The organism is Enterobacter vonholyi (assembly GCF_008364555.1).
Lineage (GTDB): Bacteria > Pseudomonadota > Gammaproteobacteria > Enterobacterales > Enterobacteriaceae > Enterobacter > Enterobacter vonholyi.
The window spans coordinates 223,869-243,436 of record NZ_VTUC01000003.1 but is presented as its reverse complement, the minus strand read 5'-3'; the positions used below and the strand labels follow the sequence as shown (position 1 = coordinate 243,436).

22 protein-coding genes are annotated in these 19,568 nt (G+C 56.1%); 7 read left to right on the top strand and 15 right to left on the bottom strand.

Going from position 1 to position 19,568, the window contains the following annotated elements; translation table 11 throughout:
* Positions 1 to 37: 37 nt before the first annotated feature.
* The 4 genes from F0319_RS05625 to yfbV form a co-directional block, all read right to left on the bottom strand.
* Positions 38 to 1,870: an SLC13 family permease gene (locus F0319_RS05625; protein ID WP_149366441.1), complete on the bottom strand. Its 1,833-nt coding sequence runs from the start codon at positions 1,868 to 1,870 to the stop codon at positions 38 to 40.
* A 75-nt stretch (positions 1,871 to 1,945) separates the two neighbouring features.
* On the bottom strand, positions 1,946 to 2,605 hold the full coding sequence (locus F0319_RS05620) for a sugar phosphatase (RefSeq protein ID WP_115875897.1): 660 nt from the start codon (positions 2,603 to 2,605) through the stop codon (positions 1,946 to 1,948).
* An 11-nt stretch (positions 2,606 to 2,616) separates the two neighbouring features.
* Positions 2,617 to 3,111, bottom strand: coding sequence for a YfbU family protein (locus F0319_RS05615; RefSeq protein WP_023617380.1), 495 nt, complete (start codon positions 3,109 to 3,111; stop codon positions 2,617 to 2,619).
* Between the two features lie 91 nt (positions 3,112 to 3,202).
* Positions 3,203 to 3,658 (bottom strand): terminus macrodomain insulation protein YfbV, encoded by a 456-nt coding sequence (gene yfbV / locus F0319_RS05610; protein ID WP_023312543.1) that lies wholly within the window; start codon positions 3,656 to 3,658, stop codon positions 3,203 to 3,205.
* A gap of 337 nt (positions 3,659 to 3,995) precedes the next feature.
* Here yfbV and ackA point away from each other — a divergent pair, with 337 nt between their 5' ends.
* Positions 3,996 to 5,198, top strand: a complete 1,203-nt coding sequence (gene ackA / locus F0319_RS05605) for an acetate kinase (protein ID WP_063145415.1) — start codon at positions 3,996 to 3,998, stop codon at positions 5,196 to 5,198.
* 76 nt (positions 5,199 to 5,274) lie between these two features.
* Complete coding sequence (gene pta, locus F0319_RS05600) at positions 5,275 to 7,416, top strand: phosphate acetyltransferase (protein WP_047174245.1); 2,142 nt, start codon at positions 5,275 to 5,277, stop codon at positions 7,414 to 7,416.
* 72 nt (positions 7,417 to 7,488) lie between these two features.
* Here pta and F0319_RS05595 read toward each other — a convergent pair whose 3' ends face one another.
* From F0319_RS05595 to F0319_RS05575, 5 genes are all read right to left on the bottom strand, one after another.
* Positions 7,489 to 8,442 carry a transketolase family protein gene (locus F0319_RS05595; protein WP_149366440.1) on the bottom strand — a complete coding sequence of 318 codons (954 nt, stop codon included), beginning with the start codon at positions 8,440 to 8,442 and terminating at the stop codon, positions 7,489 to 7,491.
* The gene (locus tag F0319_RS05590) at positions 8,435 to 9,265 is read right to left on the bottom strand and encodes a transketolase (protein ID WP_111965266.1); all 831 of its coding nucleotides are present in this window, start codon (positions 9,263 to 9,265) and stop codon (positions 8,435 to 8,437) included. The genes F0319_RS05595 and F0319_RS05590 overlap by 8 nt, the downstream gene beginning before the upstream one ends.
* A complete protein-coding gene (locus F0319_RS05585) occupies positions 9,262 to 10,653 on the bottom strand; it encodes a PTS ascorbate transporter subunit IIC (RefSeq protein ID WP_149366439.1) in 1,392 nt (463 codons plus the stop codon). The genes F0319_RS05590 and F0319_RS05585 overlap by 4 nt, the downstream gene beginning before the upstream one ends.
* Positions 10,654 to 10,674: 21 nt before the next feature.
* The gene (locus F0319_RS05580) at positions 10,675 to 10,947 is read right to left on the bottom strand and encodes a PTS sugar transporter subunit IIB (RefSeq protein WP_003861447.1); all 273 of its coding nucleotides are present in this window, start codon (positions 10,945 to 10,947) and stop codon (positions 10,675 to 10,677) included.
* Between the two features lie 80 nt (positions 10,948 to 11,027).
* Positions 11,028 to 11,471 carry a PTS sugar transporter subunit IIA gene (locus tag F0319_RS05575; RefSeq protein WP_111965265.1) on the bottom strand — a complete coding sequence of 148 codons (444 nt, stop codon included), beginning with the start codon at positions 11,469 to 11,471 and terminating at the stop codon, positions 11,028 to 11,030.
* 234 nt (positions 11,472 to 11,705) lie between these two features.
* Here F0319_RS05575 and F0319_RS05570 point away from each other — a divergent pair, with 234 nt between their 5' ends.
* A complete protein-coding gene (locus F0319_RS05570; protein WP_029741925.1) occupies positions 11,706 to 12,725 on the top strand; it encodes a LacI family DNA-binding transcriptional regulator in 1,020 nt (339 codons plus the stop codon).
* Between the two features lie 3 nt (positions 12,726 to 12,728).
* Here the strand turns inward: F0319_RS05570 and yfcD are convergent, their stop codons facing one another.
* The 3 genes from yfcD to yfcF are packed head-to-tail and all read right to left on the bottom strand — an operon-like array spanning position 12,729 to position 14,591.
* Complete coding sequence (yfcD, locus tag F0319_RS05565; RefSeq protein ID WP_032641987.1) at positions 12,729 to 13,283, bottom strand: NUDIX hydrolase YfcD; 555 nt, start codon at positions 13,281 to 13,283, stop codon at positions 12,729 to 12,731.
* 55 nt (positions 13,284 to 13,338) lie between these two features.
* On the bottom strand, positions 13,339 to 13,890 hold the full coding sequence (gene yfcE / locus F0319_RS05560) for a phosphodiesterase (protein WP_149366438.1): 552 nt from the start codon (positions 13,888 to 13,890) through the stop codon (positions 13,339 to 13,341).
* Between the two features lie 56 nt (positions 13,891 to 13,946).
* Complete coding sequence (gene yfcF, locus F0319_RS05555) at positions 13,947 to 14,591, bottom strand: glutathione transferase (protein ID WP_149366437.1); 645 nt, start codon at positions 14,589 to 14,591, stop codon at positions 13,947 to 13,949.
* Between the two features lie 141 nt (positions 14,592 to 14,732).
* Here yfcF and yfcG point away from each other — a divergent pair, with 141 nt between their 5' ends.
* The 4 genes from yfcG (at position 14,733) to F0319_RS05535 (ending at position 17,267) form a co-directional block, all read left to right on the top strand.
* Positions 14,733 to 15,362 (top strand): GSH-dependent disulfide bond oxidoreductase, encoded by a 630-nt coding sequence (gene yfcG / locus F0319_RS05550; protein WP_023312554.1) that lies wholly within the window; start codon positions 14,733 to 14,735, stop codon positions 15,360 to 15,362.
* 75 nt (positions 15,363 to 15,437) lie between these two features.
* Positions 15,438 to 15,806: a dihydroneopterin triphosphate 2'-epimerase gene (gene folX, locus F0319_RS05545; RefSeq protein WP_023312555.1), complete on the top strand. Its 369-nt coding sequence runs from the start codon at positions 15,438 to 15,440 to the stop codon at positions 15,804 to 15,806.
* A gap of 13 nt (positions 15,807 to 15,819) precedes the next feature.
* Positions 15,820 to 16,713, top strand: a complete 894-nt coding sequence (locus F0319_RS05540) for a TIGR01777 family oxidoreductase (RefSeq protein ID WP_149366436.1) — start codon at positions 15,820 to 15,822, stop codon at positions 16,711 to 16,713.
* Positions 16,714 to 16,757: 44 nt separating this feature from the next.
* Complete coding sequence (locus tag F0319_RS05535; protein ID WP_149366435.1) at positions 16,758 to 17,267, top strand: GNAT family N-acetyltransferase; 510 nt, start codon at positions 16,758 to 16,760, stop codon at positions 17,265 to 17,267.
* A 47-nt stretch (positions 17,268 to 17,314) separates the two neighbouring features.
* Here the strand turns inward: F0319_RS05535 and hisP are convergent, their stop codons facing one another.
* From hisP to F0319_RS05520, 3 genes are read right to left on the bottom strand one after another with little or no spacing between them, the layout of a single operon-like run.
* Positions 17,315 to 18,088: a histidine ABC transporter ATP-binding protein HisP gene (gene hisP / locus F0319_RS05530; RefSeq protein WP_149366520.1), complete on the bottom strand. Its 774-nt coding sequence runs from the start codon at positions 18,086 to 18,088 to the stop codon at positions 17,315 to 17,317.
* Between the two features lie 8 nt (positions 18,089 to 18,096).
* Positions 18,097 to 18,813, bottom strand: a complete 717-nt coding sequence (locus F0319_RS05525) for an ABC transporter permease (protein ID WP_008502590.1) — start codon at positions 18,811 to 18,813, stop codon at positions 18,097 to 18,099.
* Complete coding sequence (locus F0319_RS05520; protein WP_014832782.1) at positions 18,810 to 19,496, bottom strand: histidine ABC transporter permease HisQ; 687 nt, start codon at positions 19,494 to 19,496, stop codon at positions 18,810 to 18,812. Before F0319_RS05520 ends, F0319_RS05525 begins: the two co-directional genes overlap by 4 nt.
* Between the last annotated feature and the right edge of the window lie 72 nt (positions 19,497 to 19,568).

Here is a 19,568-nt window from a genome sequence, read left to right as displayed (position 1 = left end):
GCTTCGCCTTACCCGGCCTACGTTTCTGCGCTCACGCTTAAAACGGGAACAGGACAGGTATCAATACCACGCACACCACCATCACCAGCACGGTGAACGGCACGCCCAGCTTCACGAAATCGCTGAACTTATAGTTCCCGGGCCCGAGCACCAGCGTGTTCACCGGTGAAGAGACCGGCGTCATAAATGCCGCGGAAGCAGCCATTGCGACCATCATCGCAAACGGGTACGGCGATACGCCCATGGACTTTGCCATCGCCAGCGCGATAGGCGCCATCAGTACCGCCGTCGCGGTGTTGGAGATAAACAGACCGATGGTGGCGCACATGATAAACAGGCAGACCATCATCATGTACGGCCCATACCCGCCGCCGACGTCCATTAAGCCTTTAACGATCAGATCCACGCCACCGGTTTTTTGCAACGCCAGGGCGAAAGGCATCATCCCGACGATGAGAATAATGCTCGGCCAGTGAATGGCTTTATAAGCGCTTTCGGCGTCAATGCAGCGGAATTTGCCCATCAACAGGCAGGCGATAATTGCGGCGACCGGATTGGGGATCTCATCGGTCAGCATCAGCGCCACCATCAGCACCAGACAAAAAATCGCGTGGGGCGCCTGGCTGTGCGCAGGCGACGCGTCGCTCTCCTCAACAGGCATGTTGAGCACCACAAAATCGCGTCCTTTTTGCCCTAGCTGGCTAATCAGCTTCCAGTTACCGACAACCAGGAAGATATCGCCCAGCAGGATCGGCTCATCCACCACCGCCCCTTCTATCGCTACGCCATCGCGCTTCAGCCCCACGACGTTCAGGCCATAGCGGGTTCGGAACCCCATTTCCCGCACGGTTTTGCCCAACAGCTCCGATTCAGGGATGAGCGATACTTCGGCCATGCCGACATCCAGCGCCTGATCGGAGAAATACTCCCCGCGCAGCACCATCGGCTCCAGCAGCTGTTCGCTGCAGAACTCGCGCAGGTCCACATCGGCGGTGGACATATCAATCAGCAGGACGTCCCGCGCGCGGAATTCCGACACCCCGTTGACGTTGACGATCACCCGACGAAAACGACGCCAGCGCTCTACGCCGATCACGTTCGCGCCATACCGCTCACGCAGCTTCAGGTCATCCAGCCGCTGTCCCACCATCGGCGAGCCGGGGCGAATAGCCAGACGGCGCGCGCGCCCGGCAAGGCGGTACTCTTTAATCAAATCGCGGAAGGTGCGTCGCTTCCATCCTTCTTTATTTTTGTCCTGTCTTTCACCTTTAAGGGCAAAACGGGTCAGCAGCATGTAGACCACGCCCATTACAAGAATAACCAGCCCAAGCGGGGTGACGCTGAAAAAACTGAAGCCCTCAAATCCTTCCCGGATCAGCTCGCTGTTGACGACCAGGTTCGGCGGCGTTGCCACCAGCGTCATCATTCCGCTGATCAAACCGGCGAAACTCAGGGGCATCATCAGGCGCGACGGCGAGCTCTGCATCCGCATGGAAACGCTCAGCACCACCGGGATAAAGATGGCGACCACGCCCGTGGAGCTCATAAACGCTCCCAGCCCGGCGACGGTCACCATCAGGTAGATTAACATTTTGGTTTCGCTGCTGCCCGCCACTTTCACTAGCCACGACCCCACAATGGTCGCCACGCCGGTGCGCACCAGCCCATCACCAATAATAAACAGGGCTGCAATCAGGATAACGTTGGGATCGCTAAACCCAGAGAAGGCTTCCGGCAGCGTGAGCGTACCGCTCAGCACAAACGCGACGATGACAAACAGGGCGACGGCGTCCATGCGTACCTTGCCCGTTGCAAAAAGAAGGATGGCGATTAAAAGCAGGCTCAGGACCCAAATCAGTTCACCGTTCACAACATGTCCTTGTCAGTGGGAGATGAGAAATTTTGCCATAAAAAAGCCCCATCAGCGTGGGGCTATATCATGGGTTTACATTTTTAGCGAGACGGTTACAACACCATCAGAGGCTTTCGAAACAGCCAGTGCCGTCAGTGAATCGAGCACCAAATCTGCCTCCTCCAGGCGGGGAGATCCCGCCGGAACGTTAACAGCGATGACGTGGCTCCCTGCGTTCAGCCCGGCCAGTACGCCAGCCGCCGCATCTTCCACCACCACGCACTCTGCCGGGTCGAGGCCCAGCAGTTCAGCGCCCAGTAAAAATGCATCAGGCTCCGGTTTACCCCGCTTCACGCGCTCCGCCGTAATAAACACGTCAGGCGTCGGCAACCCTGCCGCCTTGTGTCGGGCGTGGGCAACCGGTACGGAACCGGAGGTGACGATAGCCCACGGGATCTGCGCCTCGTTCAAATGCTCAAGCAGTTCGCGCGCGCCCGGTAATGCGGTGATACCGTCAGTATCGGTGGCTTCAATATGCTCCAGGTATTTGAACTCCGCCTGAATTTCGTCCTCAGTGCGTCCGGCCAGGAAGTGCCGTAGCGAGGTAATGGCCTGTTTGCCATGGATAAAATTCAACACGTCCTGATGGTCGATGCCATGTCTGTCAGCCCAATGGCACCATGAACGCTCCACAACCGGCAGCGAGTCCACCAGCGTACCGTCCAGATCAAACAGAAAACCTCTACACTGCACACGCACCTCCGTCAGGCATTAATGATTTGTTGAATTTCGTTGCTGCTTAAATGGTACTGACGCGGACAGGCATGCCACGCGCTCAGCATGCGCTGATACTTATCCCACATCGGGGTCTGCGCGTTGAAGCCGTGGGTGCCCGCGTCAAAGTGGGTATAACGCCCTTCCGTATTCACCATAAAACGAACATAGCTCAGATAACGCGCTTCCGTTGCGGCATCAAAGCCTAAAAAGGTCACGCGGCGCTCGTCAATCGACTGCCGATCTTTGAGATTCGTCCATGACACGTGCAGAGCGTGATACATCTCCATAATGTCGATCACGATGCGGCAGGTTTCTTCTTTCAGCTCGCCAAACTCGCGGTCCAGTTCACGCATTTGCAAACCAAAGCCGCGTTCGACGATGGTTTGCAGGCGGCTGTAGCGCGCAGCGTTATCGGGATCAAGCATAGTCATCATCTTGTACTGGTTAGACAAAATCAGACGTTGAGCATGGGTCATTTCCATCTTTCGACTCCTGTAGCGCATTGCACTTAAAAAAAAGACACGGTAACTGATTGTTACTGTGCCTTCTTTTCGTCGTCGTTTCGATGATCAATCACAAATCATCGAGGAATGTTTTATCCAGTTGCTTAAAAGCACGCTTTAACGTGTCCGCCAGCGCCTGGTAATCCGGCTTGCCTTCAACCGGGGCGAGCGCCTGACCGGCCTCTTCCAGCTTACCGCGCACTTCATAAAACCAGTGTAAAATAGAAGGTGGAAGTGGCGTGATGGACCGTTTACCTAACCACCACAGGCCTTGCATCGGCAGGCTTAATGCGAAGAGCGCCGTGGCGACGGCAGGTCCAAGCTGCCCACCCAGCGCAATCTGCCAGCACAGCGTAAAGACAGCGACAGGCGGCATAAAGCGAATCGCATAACGCGTGGCGCGGATGGTGCGATTCTCAATAAACATCGGCGCAAGGCGCTTTTCCATTGGCCACGTCTTTGCGTAATGCTGTCCCCGACGAAACAGACTGAAGAAATTTACGGACGGGTTCTCTGGTGTCGACATGGCTGTACCTCAACTTCACATATAAAAATTAAAATTTTCGTGCAAAACCACAACAAGCTATGACAACGTTCAAAATATTTTGTCATCTCTACCCCGTATCGGGTATCCTGTGCCAGCCTGATAGGGCCATAGACGAGAATCATTAGCTCGTCAAATTATTGCATATTATGCCATTGGCTGAAAATTGTGCAAAATGGCATAAAATCATAGTTATTTCTTCCATCATGCCACAATGTTCGTTTGGCATGATGTTAATCATAAATGTCCGAGTCATCATGCGTTACGCTGTTAGACTCACTGACGTTTTTTTAGCCACGTATCAATAATAGGTACTTCCATGTCGAGTAAGTTAGTACTGGTTCTGAACTGCGGTAGCTCCTCACTGAAATTCGCCATCATCGATGCGCTCAACGGTGACGAATACCTCTCTGGTTTGGCCGAATGTTTCCATCTGCCTGAAGCACGTATCAAGTGGAAGATGGACGGCAGCAAACAAGAAGCGGCTTTAGGTGCAGGCGCCGCTCACAGTGAAGCGCTGAACTTTATCGTTAACACTATTCTGGCACAAAAACCAGAACTGTCTGCTCAGCTGACTGCGATTGGTCACCGTATCGTCCACGGCGGCGAAAAATACACCAGCTCCGTGGTGATCGACGAATCTGTGATCCAGGGCATCAAGGACTCTGCGTCCTTCGCACCGCTGCACAACCCGGCTCACCTGATCGGTATCGCTGAAGCACTGAAATCCTTCCCGAATCTGAAAGACAAAAACGTGGCCGTGTTCGACACCGCGTTCCATCAGACCATGCCGGAAGAGTCTTACCTCTATGCCCTGCCATACAGCCTCTACAAAGAACACGGCGTACGTCGTTACGGCGCGCACGGCACCAGCCACTTCTATGTGACTCAGGAAGCCGCAAAAGTCCTGAACAAGCCGGTTGAAGAACTGAACATCATCACCTGCCACCTGGGCAACGGTGGTTCTGTTTCGGCTATCCGCAACGGTAAATGTGTTGATACTTCCATGGGTCTGACCCCGCTGGAAGGTCTGGTGATGGGTACCCGTTCCGGTGACATCGACCCGGCAATCATCTTCCACCTGCATGACACCCTGGGCATGAGCGTTGACCAGATCAACAAAATGCTGACCAAAGAGTCTGGCCTGCTGGGTCTGACCGAAGTCACCAGCGACTGCCGTTACGTTGAAGACAACTACGCAGAGAAAGAAGACGCTAAACGTGCAATGGACGTTTACTGCCACCGTCTGGCGAAGTACATCGGCTCTTACACTGCGCTGATGGAAGGCCGTCTGGACGCGGTTATCTTCACTGGTGGTATCGGTGAGAACGCGGCAATGGTTCGTGAACTGTCCCTGGGCAAACTGGGCGTTCTGGGCTTTGAGGTTGATCACGAGCGTAACCTGGCTGCCCGCTTCGGCAAGTCTGGCTTCATCAACAAAGAAGGCACCCGCCCTGCTCTCGTAATCCCAACTAACGAAGAGCTGGTCATCGCGCAAGACGCGCACCGCCTGACTGCCTGATTCCACACCGCCAGCAATGCTGGCGGTGCTGTTTTGTAACCCGCCCAATTGCGGCGGGAACGAAAGAGGATAAACCGTGTCCCGTACTATTATGCTGATCCCTACCGGAACCAGCGTCGGCCTGACCAGCGTCAGCCTTGGCGTTATCCGTGCTATGGAACGCAAAGGCGTTCGTCTGAGCGTCTTTAAGCCAATCGCCCAGCCACGTGCCGGTGGCGATGCGCCAGACCAGACCACCACCATCGTGCGCAAAAATTCCAATCTGCCAGCGGCCGAACCGCTGAAGATGAGCCACGTTGAATCTCTCCTCTCCAGCAACCAGAAAGATGTGCTGATGGAAGAGATCATCGCCAACTACCATGCTAACGCGCAAGACGCGGAAGTGGTGCTGGTAGAAGGTCTGGTTCCAACCCGCAAACATCAGTTTGCTCAGTCTCTGAACTTTGAAATTGCGAAAACCCTGAACGCAGAGATCGTTTTCGTGATGTCTCAGGGCACCGACACCCCAGAGCAGCTGAACGAGCGTATCGAGCTGACGCGCAGCAGCTTCGGCGGCGCGAAAAACACCAACATCACCGGCGTGATCGTCAACAAGCTGAACGCGCCAGTGGATGAGCAGGGCCGTACTCGCCCTGACCTGTCCGAGATCTTCGACGACTCTTCCAAAGCGAAAGTCATCAAAGTTGACCCGGCTAAGCTGCAGGAATCCAGCCCGCTTCCAGTTCTGGGCGCGGTGCCATGGAGCTTCGATCTGATTGCCACCCGTGCAATCGACATGGCGCGTCACCTGAACGCCACCATCGTTAACGAAGGCGACATCAACACCCGCCGCGTGAAGTCCGTGACCTTCTGTGCGCGTAGCATTCCGCACATGCTGGAACACTTCCGCGCAGGTTCCCTGCTGGTGACCTCCGCAGACCGTCCTGACGTGCTGGTTGCAGCCTGCCTGGCTGCGATGAACGGTGTGGAAATCGGTGCGATCCTGCTGACCGGTGCCTACGAGATGGACCCGCGCGTCAGCAAGCTGTGCGAACGCGCGTTCGCTACCGGCCTGCCGGTCTTCATGGTGAACACCAACACCTGGCAGACCTCCCTGAGCCTGCAGAGCTTCAACCTGGAAGTGCCGGTTGATGACCACGAGCGTATCGAGAAAGTTCAGGAATACGTTGCGGGCTACATCAACGCAGACTGGATCGAATCCCTGACTGCGACCTCCGAGCGCAGCCGTCGTCTGTCTCCTCCAGCATTCCGTTACCAGCTGACCGAGCTGGCGCGCAAAGCGGGCAAACGCGTTGTTCTGCCAGAAGGCGATGAACCACGTACCGTTAAAGCAGCGGCTATCTGTGCAGAGCGCGGCATCGCGACCTGTGTGCTGCTGGGTAACCCGGATGAGATCAACCGCGTGGCGGCCTCTCAGGGCGTTGAGCTGGGCGCAGGCATTGAAATCGTTGACCCGGAAGTGGTTCGCGAAAGCTACGTTGCCCGTCTGGTAGAGCTGCGTAAGAGCAAAGGCATGACCGAAGCCGTTGCGCGCGAGCAGCTGGAAGACAACGTTGTGCTGGGCACGCTGATGCTGGAGCAGGACGAAGTTGACGGTCTGGTTTCCGGTGCGGTTCACACCACGGCGAACACCATCCGTCCACCGCTGCAGCTGATCAAAACCGCGCCAGGCAGCTCTCTGGTTTCTTCCGTGTTCTTCATGCTGCTGCCTGAACAGGTTTACGTTTACGGCGACTGCGCGATCAATCCGGATCCAACCGCAGAACAGCTGGCAGAAATCGCTATCCAGTCCGCGGACTCCGCGATTGCCTTCGGTATCGAACCGCGCGTGGCGATGCTCTCCTACTCCACCGGTACCTCTGGTGCAGGTAGCGACGTAGAGAAAGTGCGTGAAGCGACCCGTCTGGCACAGGAAAAACGTCCTGACCTGATGATCGACGGCCCGCTGCAGTACGACGCCGCCGTAATGGCTGACGTTGCGAAATCTAAAGCGCCGAACTCGCCGGTTGCAGGCCGCGCTACCGTGTTCATCTTCCCGGATCTGAACACCGGTAACACCACCTACAAAGCGGTGCAGCGTTCTGCCGACCTGATCTCCATCGGGCCGATGCTGCAGGGCATGCGCAAACCTGTGAACGACCTGTCTCGTGGCGCACTGGTAGACGATATCGTTTACACCATCGCGCTGACGGCTATCCAGTCTTCGCAGCAGCAGTAATGTTAAAAAGCCCGGTGGCGCTAGCGCTTACCGGGCAAGAAAGGCGACCACTTAACCGGTCGCCTTTTTTATTTACAGCAGCTCGCGCGCCGCCGATACAATGTCATGTGCCGTCAGGCCATACTCTTTCTGCAGAAAATCCTGCGTCCCCACCTGGCCATAACGCTCCTTAACGCCCACCCGCCGCATCGGCACCGGGCAGGTTTCCGCCAGCACTTCCGCCACCGCCGACCCGAGGCCGTTGTGAATGCTGTGGTTTTCACAGGTGACGATGCGCCCGGTTTTCTCGGCGTAGTTTTTCACCAGCATCCGGTCAATGGGCTTCAGGGTAAACATGTCGATGACCGCCGCGCTGACGCCCTCCTGCTCAAGCTGGCGCGCGGCTTCCAGCGCTTCCGACACCATGATGCCGTTGGCAATCAGGGTAATATCGGTTCCTTCGCGCAGCACGTTGCCTTTGCCAATGGTGAAGGTTGAGCCAGGCGCATACACGCTCGGTGCCTGCTTACGGATGGTCCGCACCCAGTAGAAACCGTCGAGATCGATAAGCTGTCGCAACACGTCCTCGAACATCACCGCGTCGGTCATCTCCAGCACCACCGAATGCGCCAGACCGCGCACGATGCCCATATCCTCAAACGACATATGCGTTCCGCCGTTGTGGCAGGCCGTCACGCCCGCGTCTGAAGCAATCACCTTCACGTTGTTTCGCTGATAGTCCAGAGACATAAACAGCTGGTCAAAACAGCGGCGGCTGGCAAAGGCGGTGAAGGTGTGAACGAACGGCTTGCGTCCGGTAAGCGACAGCCCCGCCGCCGTGCCGATGACGTTGGCCTCCATAATGCCGCAGTTAATCACGTGCTGCGGATAATCGCGCGCTACGCCGTCCATCGCCATCGAGCTCATCAGATCTGCTTCGAGCGCAATGATGTCACTTCCGGCCTCAATCTGTTTTGCCACGAAGCCAGCGTAGACCTTACGCATCTCAACGGCGTCTTTCTGTCCTGCCGGTGCAACCTTAATCATGTGAAGCCTCCAGTTGGCGAATCGTCTCGTTGAGGGCCGCTTTGCTCTCCGCGGTCAATCGCAGGTGGTGCGAATTGCTGAGCTGCTCCAGATACGGCACCCCCTGGCCTTTGATGCTGTCGAGGATCACCACCCGCGGGCGAGCGTCCGCGGCAGGCACCCGGGACGTCACCTCCAGCAGCGCAGGAATGTCGTCCCCCTTCACCGTCACCACGTCAAAGCCAAAGGCGCGGAATTTGCCCTCCAGGTCGAACGCGCTGATGATCTCGTCCAGCTCGCCGTCGAGCTGCTGTTTGTTCCAGTCGACAAATACCGTCAGGTTGTTCAGGCGATGGTGGGCAATAAACTGGAATGCTTCCCAGCACTGCCCCTCGTTCAGCTCGCCGTCGCCGACGATACAGAAGACCCGATTCGGTCGCCCGGCCAGCCTGTGCGACAGCGCCATACCGCCGGCGATGGAAATCCCCTGTCCCAGCGAACCGGTAGTAGCATCTACGCCACGCGTTTTCAGGCGGTCCGGGTGGCTCGGCAGGCGCGTGCCGTTCTGGTTCAGCGTGCTTAGCTCTTCCACCGGGAAATAGCCCTTGATTGCCAGCGTGCTGTAGAGCGCCGGGCCCGCATGGCCTTTCGACAGGACAAAATAGTCTCGCTCCGGCCAGTCCGGATCCGCCGGGTCGATTTTCATCACCGCGCCGTAGAGTACGGCCAGCGTTTCAACCACCGACATGCTGCCGCCGTAGTGGCCAAAGCCCAGCTGCGTCAGCGACTTCAGCGTCTCAAGGCGGATCTGACGCGCGAGTTCGGTTATCTCTTTCTCATTCATGATTTGGCTCCGGTGTTTTCCTGCGCGTTACCGCCCGCAGGTTTGTTTTTCGCGAAGACGTTGTACGCCACCAGCAGCGCGAACAGCGCCACGACCAGCCCGGTGATGGCCAGCGGCGACAGGAAGCGCGCCAGGTTGCCGAGGACAATCCCGACCGCGCCGAAGTCGGCGTCCGAGAAGGTGGTGTTGGCAAAACCAATGGCGCCCAGTACCGGCAGCAATAGGACCGGCAGGAAGGTAATCAGCAGACCGTTGGCAAACGCACCAATCATCGCCCCGCGACGTCCGCCGGTGGCATTACCGAACACGCCAGCGGTTGCGCCGGTGAAGAAGTGCGGCACCACGCCCGGGAGGATTAGCACCCAGCTGAACTGACCGCAGATGAACAACCCCACAATCCCGCCGAGGAAGCTAAACAGGAAACCAATCAGCACCGCGTTTGGCGCATAGGGGTACACCACCGGGCAGTCCAGCGCAGGACGCGCGTTCGGCACCAGTTTCTCCGAGAAGCCGGTAAAGGCCGGGACGATTTCTGCCAGAATCAGGCGTACGCCCTGCAGGATAATGAACCCCCCCGCCGCAAAGGTGATTGCCATGATGATGGCGTAGACGAGGTAGTTCTGGCCGGCGCTGAAGGTAGCCTCGACGTACTCGCGCCCGGCGCTCACAGCCATGATCAGGTAGATAATCATCATGGTCAGGGAGATGGAGATCGAACTGTCGCGCAGGAAGCTCAGATTCTTCGGCAGGTTCATCTCTTCGGTTGAGCGGGAGCCTTTGCCGACCTTGCTGCCAATCCAGCCTGAAAGCACGTAGCCCAGCGTGCCGAAGTGGCCGAAGGCAATCTCATCGTTGCCGGTAATGCGCTTCATGTAGCGCTGCGCAATCGCCGGGAAGAAAGCCATGATCAGGCCGAGGATCAGCGAGCCTGTAAAGACCAGTCCTACGCCTTCAAAGCCCGCCACCGTCAGGATCACGCCAATCATGCACGCCATGTAAAACGTGTGGTGCCCGGTCAGGAAGATGTACTTCAGGCGAGTAAAGCGCGCGACGATAATATTCGCCACCATGCCGAAGGCCATAATCAGCGCGGTCGCTGCACCGTATTTTTCCAGCGCAATGGAGACAATCGCTTCATTGTTTGGAATAATGCCCTGAATCGTAAAGGCGTGTTCGAACATACCGCCTAGCGGATTTAATGACCCGACCAGCACAGTGGCGCCGCCGCCCAGCACAATAAAGCCCAGAATAGTTTTAATGGTTCCTTTCACCACGTCCGAAAACGCTTTTTTCTGCGCAACCAGACCAATAAGCGCAATTAAACCGACCAGCACCGAAGGGACTTTTAAAATATCAACAACGAAATTCAGCGTTTCAAGGATAAACATATCCACCTCGCCTTATCAGGGTTATTGTCTTTCGAACCAGGCGCGCAGCTGCGCTTCAAGTTCGTTGATGTCGATGATGTTGTTGATCACCACCAGCTGGCTTTCCGGCACGCTGGCGCTGGCCGCAATGTCTTTTGCCATCACGAACAGGTCGGCCGCGCCTGGCGTGGCCGAGGAGAGATCGGAATGTTCAACCTCAGCCTCAATCTCCAGCTTTTTGAGCACCTTTTTTATATTCATTTCGACCATAAAACTGCTGCCCAGGCCAGAACCGCAAATAGCCATGATTTTCATTGTTATCCCCTTATTTTGAGTAGAGTACGCCCCATCACGCTGACGCGTAATGTTGTGAAAAACCGGATTACAGAATTAAATCAGAAGCGGTTAATAATTGTTTTAATTTCCTCCCGCGTATTCGCCTGATGCAGTTTCTCCATATCCTCGTCGCTGGAAAATAATTCCGCGAGTGCGGATATCATTTCAATATGGCTATGTTTGTCCGGTGCCGCGAGCATGATAATCACATCGACAGGGTCAAACTCACCGGCACCAAACGAGACGCCCTGTTTTAGTTTTAATAACGACAACCCCAGTCCTTTGGCACCTTCCTCCGGCCGCGCATGCGGCATCGCCAGCCCTGGTGCCAGCACATAATAAGGTCCTAACGTGTGGTGCTGCTGAATGATGGCCGTGACGTATTCAGGCTCAATCACCTGCAAATCCAGCAGCGGCTTCGCGCACAGCTCCAGCGCCTGCGGCCAGTTTTCCACGCTATCCTGCAGCGTGATGGTTGTATCATATATCCATTTTTTGAGCACTTTTCACTCCCGCTACACGCTAAAGATGAGCAAACTTTATTCAACACATCGCTGGATGACTGCGATCGCGATCACAAAGATAGCGCTACCAATAGTTAACATGCAAAAATGTGATAGCGCTATCAAATTGCAATCACGGTGCTAAATCACAGCAAAAAAAGGGATTTAAGGCGTATACTGCCTGTCACGTGAAGCGAAGGAAAATAAGAACGCGTCTGGTCAGCAGGAAGGTGTATGTCTCTAACCCGAAAACGGCGCAGTACTGGTAAAGTGACACTTGCCGATGTCGCACAGCTTGCCGGTGTGGGCACGATGACCGTGTCCCGTGCGCTTCGCACGCCCGAACAGGTTTCCGATAAACTACGAGAAAAAATTGAAGCTGCCGTGCAGGAGCTGGGTTATATGCCTAATCTTGCCGCCAGTGCCCTTGCCTCGGCGTCGTCATGGACGATAGCCATGGTGGTGCCCAACCTCTCCGAAGCCGGCTGCTCGGAGATGTTCGCCGGGCTACAGCAGGTGCTGCAGCCTGCCGGATATCAGATCATGCTGGCAGAATCCCAGCATCGCCTTGAGCAGGAGGAGAAACTGCTGGAGACGCTGCTGGCGTCGAACATTGCCGCCGCTATCCTGCTCAGCGTTGAACATACCGATACTGTTCGCCACTGGCTGAAAAATGCCTCTATTCCGGTGATGGAGATGGGCGCCATGCGCGCCGATCCGATTGATATGAATATCGGGATTGATAACGTGGCGGCCATGTATGAACTCACGGAAATGGTGATTAAGCGCGGCTATCAAAATATTGGCCTGCTGTGCGCCAACCAGGAGCAGTGGATTTTCCAGCAGCACCTTCAGGGCTGGTACAAAGCCATGCTTCGCCACCATATGTCGCCGAACCGGGTCATTAACGCGGCGATGCCGCCTAGCTTCTCGACCGGCGCGGCGCAGCTGCCCGAGTTCCTGCTGGCCTGGCCGGAGCTGGATGCGCTGGTATGCGTCTCTGACGAGCTGGCCTGCGGCGCGCTATATGAGTGCCAGCGCAGGCGAATCAAGGTGCCGGACGATCTGGCAGTGGTAGGCTTTGGCGATAGCGACGTGAGCCGCGTCTGTCAGCCGCCGCTGACGACGATGGCGGTGCCGCATCGTAAGATTGGAATTGAAGCCGGGAAAGCGTTGCTGGAGCGTCTGAATGACGGTGACTGGCGCGATCAAAAGCCCATCGCGTCCAGTCTGTGTCTGAGAGAGAGTTGCTGAAGCTTACTCAGCCTCTTCCTCTTTCTCTGATTTGGTCGATTCGTTTTTGGCGTTGCGGGTCATCCACAGCGCCAGCGCTTTTAACGAATCCGGCGTAAACTCGTCGCAACGCGCGGTAATTTCTTCCGGCGTCATCCAGCAGACTTCACTCACCTCTTCTTCCTGCAGGGCAAACGGGCCGTGAGAAACGCAGCTAAACAGCCCGCCCCAGACGCGACAGTTTTCGTCTTCGAAATAGAACTGACCGTGCTCGGCAAACGGCACACCGGCGATACCTAGCTCTTCTTCTGCTTCTCGACGCGCGGAATCCAGCAGCACTTCATCTGCCTGGACAACCCCGCCTGCAGTGGCATCCAGCATCCCTGGGAGAAAATCTTTGGTGTCCGTACGGCGCTGGACCAGAATTTTGCCCATACCGTCATGCACAACGATGTACGTTGCACGGTGACGCAGACGCTCCGCACGCATTTGTTCGCGACTGGCCTGCGCGATCACTTCATTCTCTTCGCTGACAATGTCAACCCACTCTGTACTTGCCAAATGACTCTGCTCCACCATCGGGAAACCTTCTCTTCTAAGCGCTCTTTCGGCGCGTTTGCAGTTGAGGTGTAACTTACGGATTAATCGCTACCTGCGCAATAACTTGCTGATCATTAAGTGCGATAACGCTCAGGGTATTTCCTTCCAGCATGCCGTAGCTCGCAGGATATCCGCCTTTTGGGATGCTAACCGAGCCCGGATTAAAGTGATAAATCTCACCGCGTTTTTCCGCAACCGGAATATGAGTATGACCGTAAACCAGGACATCGCCAGCCGCGAGAGCCGGGAGATTATCCGGGCTGAAAAGATGTCCGTGGGTCAGGAACAGGCGGTGTTGTTCGAGCAGCACCTGCTGCCACGGCGCGGTAATGGGAAAATGCAGCAGCATCTGGTCCACTTCGCTGTCACAGTTGCCGTGAACGGCGATGATGCGCGAGGCATACGGGTTGAGTTTTTCCACGACCCGCGCAGGGTCATAGCCCTCCGGCAGCGCGTTGCGAGGGCCATGATTCAGCACGTCGCCCAAAATAATCAGCCACTGCGCACCGCTTTGTGCAAACAGGGAAAGGACACGCTCGGTTGCGGGCAGCGATCCATGGATATCCGACGCAAACATCAGTTTCATCAGTCACTCCTCGGGAAAACAGACTGCCCCCATCATACCTTAAGCGTCTGGGCTTATCAGCCCGCGCGCTTAGCCGAGAGTGCCACATAGCGCTGCACGGAGGCACGCTGCCACTGAAACGCAGCATAATCCACCAGCAGCTGCGGCACCTCATCACCGTTGAGGATCAGGCGGTTTAACATCAACGCCAGATCGGCGTCGGCAATGCACCACTCGCCAAAAAGATTCGGGTTGCCATGGGCAAGCAGCGTGGTGGCGGTTTCAATCAGTTTCTTCGCGCTTTCTACACCTTCTGCGCTCAGCGCCGGCTTTTTCACCCCGGCAAACACGACGTCCGTCGAGCGTTCGACGCGAATCGGCACCAGATCGCTACGCAGCCACGCCTGGATCTGCCGCGCCCGCGCGCGCTTTTGCAGATCGTGAGGATAGATACGTTCCCACTCCGGGGGGGCGAACCGATCTTCCAGATACTCATCGATCGCCGACGATTCGCTCAGGGCAAATCCATCAATCTCCAGCACCGGCACGCGTCGGGTCAGGTCGTAACCCTGCCACTGTGGTTTGAGATGTTCACCGCCGTCGAGATCAACGGTCTTCAGCGTAAAGGTGAGTCCTTTTTCGGCCAGCGCAACGTATACGCTCATAACATAGGGAGAAAAGAAATTCGCATCGGACCACAACGTGATTACGGGCTGGTTCATAACATCCTCATCGGCTGATCGGGTTTTTACTCAACATATAATCTCTTTGCGTCGCTGTCACTTGATGAAAACTCACGATTTACAACAAACACCTATACTCATTTGTCATGGCACCACTATTCGCATGGACAGGAGTTGAGAATGATCGACCTTTATTACGCCCCTACCCCAAACGGCCATAAGATCACCCTCTTTCTTGAAGAAGCCGAGCTGGATTACAGGATCATTCGCGTGGATATCAGCAAAGGCGAACAGTTCAGCCCTCTCTTTCTGGCTATCTCGCCGAATAATAAAATCCCGGCCATCATTGATAACCAGCCGGCGGACGGGGGCAGACCATTGAGCCTGTTTGAATCCGGTGAAATTTTGCTCTATCTGGCGGAGAAAACCGGCAAGCTGCTGAGCGGCGAACTGCGCGAGCGTCACCATACCCTGCAATGGCTTTTCTGGCAGGCAAGCGGGCTGGGCCCCATGCTGGGACAAAATCATCATTTTACCGCTTACGCCCCGCAGCCTATTCCTTACGCGATAGAACGCTATCAGGTTGAGACTCAACGGCTCTATGACGTTCTGAACCGTCGGCTGAAGAAAACGCCGTGGCTCGGGGGCGATCATTACAGTATTGCCGATATCGCCTGCTGGCCGTGGGTGAATACGCATGAAAAACACCGCATTGACCTGGCCGCTTACCCGGCGGTGAACAACTGGTTTGAGCGCATCCGGACCCGCCCGGCGACCGAGCGGGCGATGCAAAAAATCCAGCAAATTTAACCCGGTATGAGGCTGGGTGCCTGTGAAGCTCTCATGTATTATGGGCAGGAAATACTGACACGGAGAAGACCTGCAATGTCACAGCCAGACGCTATTATTCGCATAAAAAATTTACGCCTGCGTACCTTCATCGGCATCAAAGAGGAAGAGATCGCCAACCGTCAGGATATTGTCATTAACGTGGTAATTCACTACCCCGCAGACAAAGCGCGGGCCAGCGAAGACATCAACGACGCGCTGAACTACCGCACAATAACCAAAAACATCATCCAGTACGTTGAGAATAACCGCTTCTCTCTGCTGGAAAAATTAACTCAGGATGTGCTCGATATCGCACGCGAACATCACTGGGTCACTTATGCTGAAGTTGAGATCGATAAACTTCACGCCCTGCGCTATGCCGACTCCGTCTCCATGACGTTAAGCTGGCGGCGCCAGGCGTAAACCTGGAGGTTGTATGAAGATTTTGCTGACCGGCGGTACAGGCCTTATTGGTCGTCACCTCATTGCGCGTCTGCAGGCCATGCACCATGACATCACCGTGGTCACGCGCAGCCCGGAGAAAGCGCGCCAGGTGCTGGGGGCAGGTGTTGATATCTGGAAAAATCTGGCCGAGCAGCAAAATCTGGACGGCTTCGACGCCGTCATTAACCTCGCGGGTGAACCCATCGCCGATAAGCGCTGGACGGAAGAGCAAAAACAGCTGTTATGCAGCAGCCGGTGGAACATCACCGAAAAGCTGGTCGAGCTGATCCGCAATAGCCACACCCCGCCTTCGGTGCTGATTTCGGGTTCAGCGGTGGGCTATTACGGCGATCTTGGCGAGGTGGTTGTAACCGAGGAAGAGCCGCCCCATAACGAGTTTACCCATAAGCTCTGCGCCCAGTGGGAGCGTATCGCCTGCGCGGCGCAGAGCGAGCGGACCCGCGTCTGCCTGCTACGGACCGGTGTCGTGCTCGCGCCGAAAGGCGGCATTCTGGCGAAAATGCTTCCCCCTTTCCGGCTCGGACTCGGTGGCCCCATCGGTAATGGTCGTCAGTACCTGGCCTGGATCCATATCGACGATATGGTCAACGGGATTCTGTGGCTGCTGGATAACGATCTGCGCGGGCCGTTCAATATGGTTGCGCCGTATCCGGTGCGCAATGAACAGTTTGCCCACGCGCTGGGGCATGCCCTGCACCGTCCGGCAATTTTGCGCGTGCCTGCCACGGTCATTCGTCTGCTGATGGGTGAAGCGTCTGTTCTGGTACTGGGCGGACAGAGAGCGCTGCCAAAACGGCTGGAAGCGGCCGGGTTTGCGTTCCGCTGGTTTGAATTAGAAGAAGCGCTGGGGGATGTGGTGCGGTGAATATGGTACAGTGACAGGCCATGTTCCGAAGATATGGCGTAACAATGGCAACCATCACCACACACCGGCTTTACCTCACCCCTTTCGAACCCACTGACTGGGCCTTCTTCCGCTCGCTACGAGAAGATCGCAGTATCATGCGCTACATGGCCGCCATCGCGCCGGAAAAAGAGACCCGACGCGTGTTTGCCGCGCGACTCGCTGCTGCTCATGTGTTTGTCATTCGCTCCCGGAATGATGATACGCCGCTGGGCGATATCGGCCTGCAAATCAGCCCTGAGAATCGTGAAGAGGCGGATATTGGCTATACGGTTGTGCCTGCTGCGCAGGGCAAAGGTATCGCCAGCGAAGCGCTGCGCGCGATGTGTGATTATGCGTTCAACCAGACCGGCGTGAAAGCGATTAACGCGTACGTACTGGCGGACAACGGCGGGTCGGTGCGGGTGCTGGAGAAAGTCGGGTTCGTGCGTATGCAGGTGCTGGAAAAGGCGTATGAGATTGACGGCGTGCGCTATGACGACTGGGTGTACAGGTTGGAGTGCGGTGCGGCCTGATGCCCTCACCTCGCCCCTCTCCCATAGGGAGAGGGGAAAGACAAAATCTACTTCAACGACCCCTTCAGGAACTGCTGTAAACGCGGGCTTTGCGGGTTCGCCAGCACTTCGTCCGGGTGCCCCTGCTCTTCAATTTTCCCCTGATGCAGGAAGATAACGTGGTTCGAGACGTTACGGGCGAAGCCCATCTCGTGCGTCACCACCACCATCGTTTTGCCCTCTTCGGCCAGCTTCTGCATGATGCGCAGCACTTCGCCAACGAGTTCAGGGTCCAGCGCGGAAGTCGGTTCGTCGAACAGCAGCACCTCAGGCTCCATAGCCAGCGCGCGGGCGATGGAGACACGCTGCTGCTGACCGCCGGAGAGATGCACCGGGTATTTTATCTGCTGGCGCTCGTCGATGCCCACTTTCGCCAGGTATTTCACCGCGCGCTCGCGAGCTTCATGCTTGCTCAGGCCCAGCACCTGAACCGGCGCTTCCATCACGTTCTCCAGCACCGTCATGTGGCTCCAGAGGTTGAAGTGCTGGAACACCATCGTCAGGCGGGTACGCAGCAGGCGCAGCTGATTTTTATCCGCAACCTTCAGCTGGCCGTCTTTATCACGGACCAGGTTAATATTCTGCCCGCTCACCACAATCGAGCCTTCACTCGGCTTTTCGAGGAAGTTAATGCAGCGCAGGAAGGTACTTTTCCCCGAGCCGGATGAGCCGATGATACTGATTACGTCGCCAGCATTTGCCTGCAGCGACACCCCTTTCAGCACTTCATGTTCGCCGTAGCGTTTGTGCAAATCAATTACGTTTAATTTGTTCTCAGCCATCATCTTTCTCAGTGCGTCGAAGAAGGTTTTATATGCTGCAACCAGCGTTTTTCAGCCTTACGGAACAGGCTAATCAGAACATAAGAGATAATTAAATAGAGTACCGCCGCAATGCCAAACGCGGTAAACGGCTGATAGGTCGCGGAGTTAATATCGCGCGCGATTTTGAGCAGATCCGGCACCGTCGCGGTAAAGGCGAGCGCGGTGGAGTGCAGCATCAAAATCACTTCATTACTGTACGCCGGTAACGCAATACGCAGGGCCGACGGCAAAATGATGCAGCGGTAGAGTTTGACCGACGAGAAACCGTAGGCCCGCGCAGCTTCTATCTCACCGTATGGAACCGAACGAATCGCCCCCGCGAAAATCTCGGTGGTGTAGGCGCAGGTGTTGAGCGTCAACGCCAGCACCGTACAGTTCAGACCGCTGCGGAAGAACGCATTCAGCATCTCAGTGCCTTTTACGATCTCAAGCGTATACATTCCCGAATAGAACACCAGCAGCTGCACGTACAGCGGCGTACCGCGAAATACGTAGGTGAACAGCCAGATCGGGAACTGGATGAATTTATTGTTCGACACGCGGCCAATGGCGAGAAACACCGCCAGAATACCGCCCATCACCACGGAGGAGATCAGCAGCCAGAGGGTAATCGCCACGCCGGTAAAGCGGTAGCCATCTGTCCACAGCAGCGATTTCCAGTATTCCTGAATAATCTCAATCACAGGTCAGCCCTCTTCACACCCACGGAGTAGCGACGCTCGAGAAGAAGCAGCACACCATTGGAGACGGTCGTAAAGACCAGATAGATCACGCCGCAGACCACCGCAAAGTAGAACGGCTCCCAGGTGCTCTTGCCCGCCAGCTGAGTCGCTTTCACGACGTCTTCCAGACCGAGCAGCGAGACCAGCGCCGTGGCTTTAAGGATAACCTGCCAGTTGTTGCCGATGCCCGGAAGCGCATAGCGCATCATGGCTGGGAACATAATCCGACGAAACGTTTGTGAAGAGGTAAAACCAAATGCGGTTGCCGCCTCAATGTGGCCTTTCGGCACGGCCATGTAGGCGCCGCGGAAGGTTTCGGTGAAGTAGGCGCCGTAGATAAAACCGAGGGTAATAATACCGGCCACCATTGGATCGATATCAATTTGTCCCATGCCCATCGCGTCCGTTACGCTGTTCAGCGCAATCTGCAGACCGTAAAAGATAAGCAGCATCAGCACCAGATCGGGAACGCCGCGAATAAGCGTGGTGTAGCCTTCAAAAATCAGCGCCAGCGGTTTGTTCGCCGAAAGCTTCGCCCCTGCGCCTGCCAGACCTATCAGCACCGCCAGCACCACGGAGCTGATAGCCAGCTCAAGGGTGACAAGCGCGCCCTGTAAAATAACGCCAGAAAATCCGTACAGCATACCGCGAGCCCTGTCGTATCGTGAGTGGTGGAACCGTGTCTTTTCCCCTCCCGCAGCGGGAGGGGCCGCACG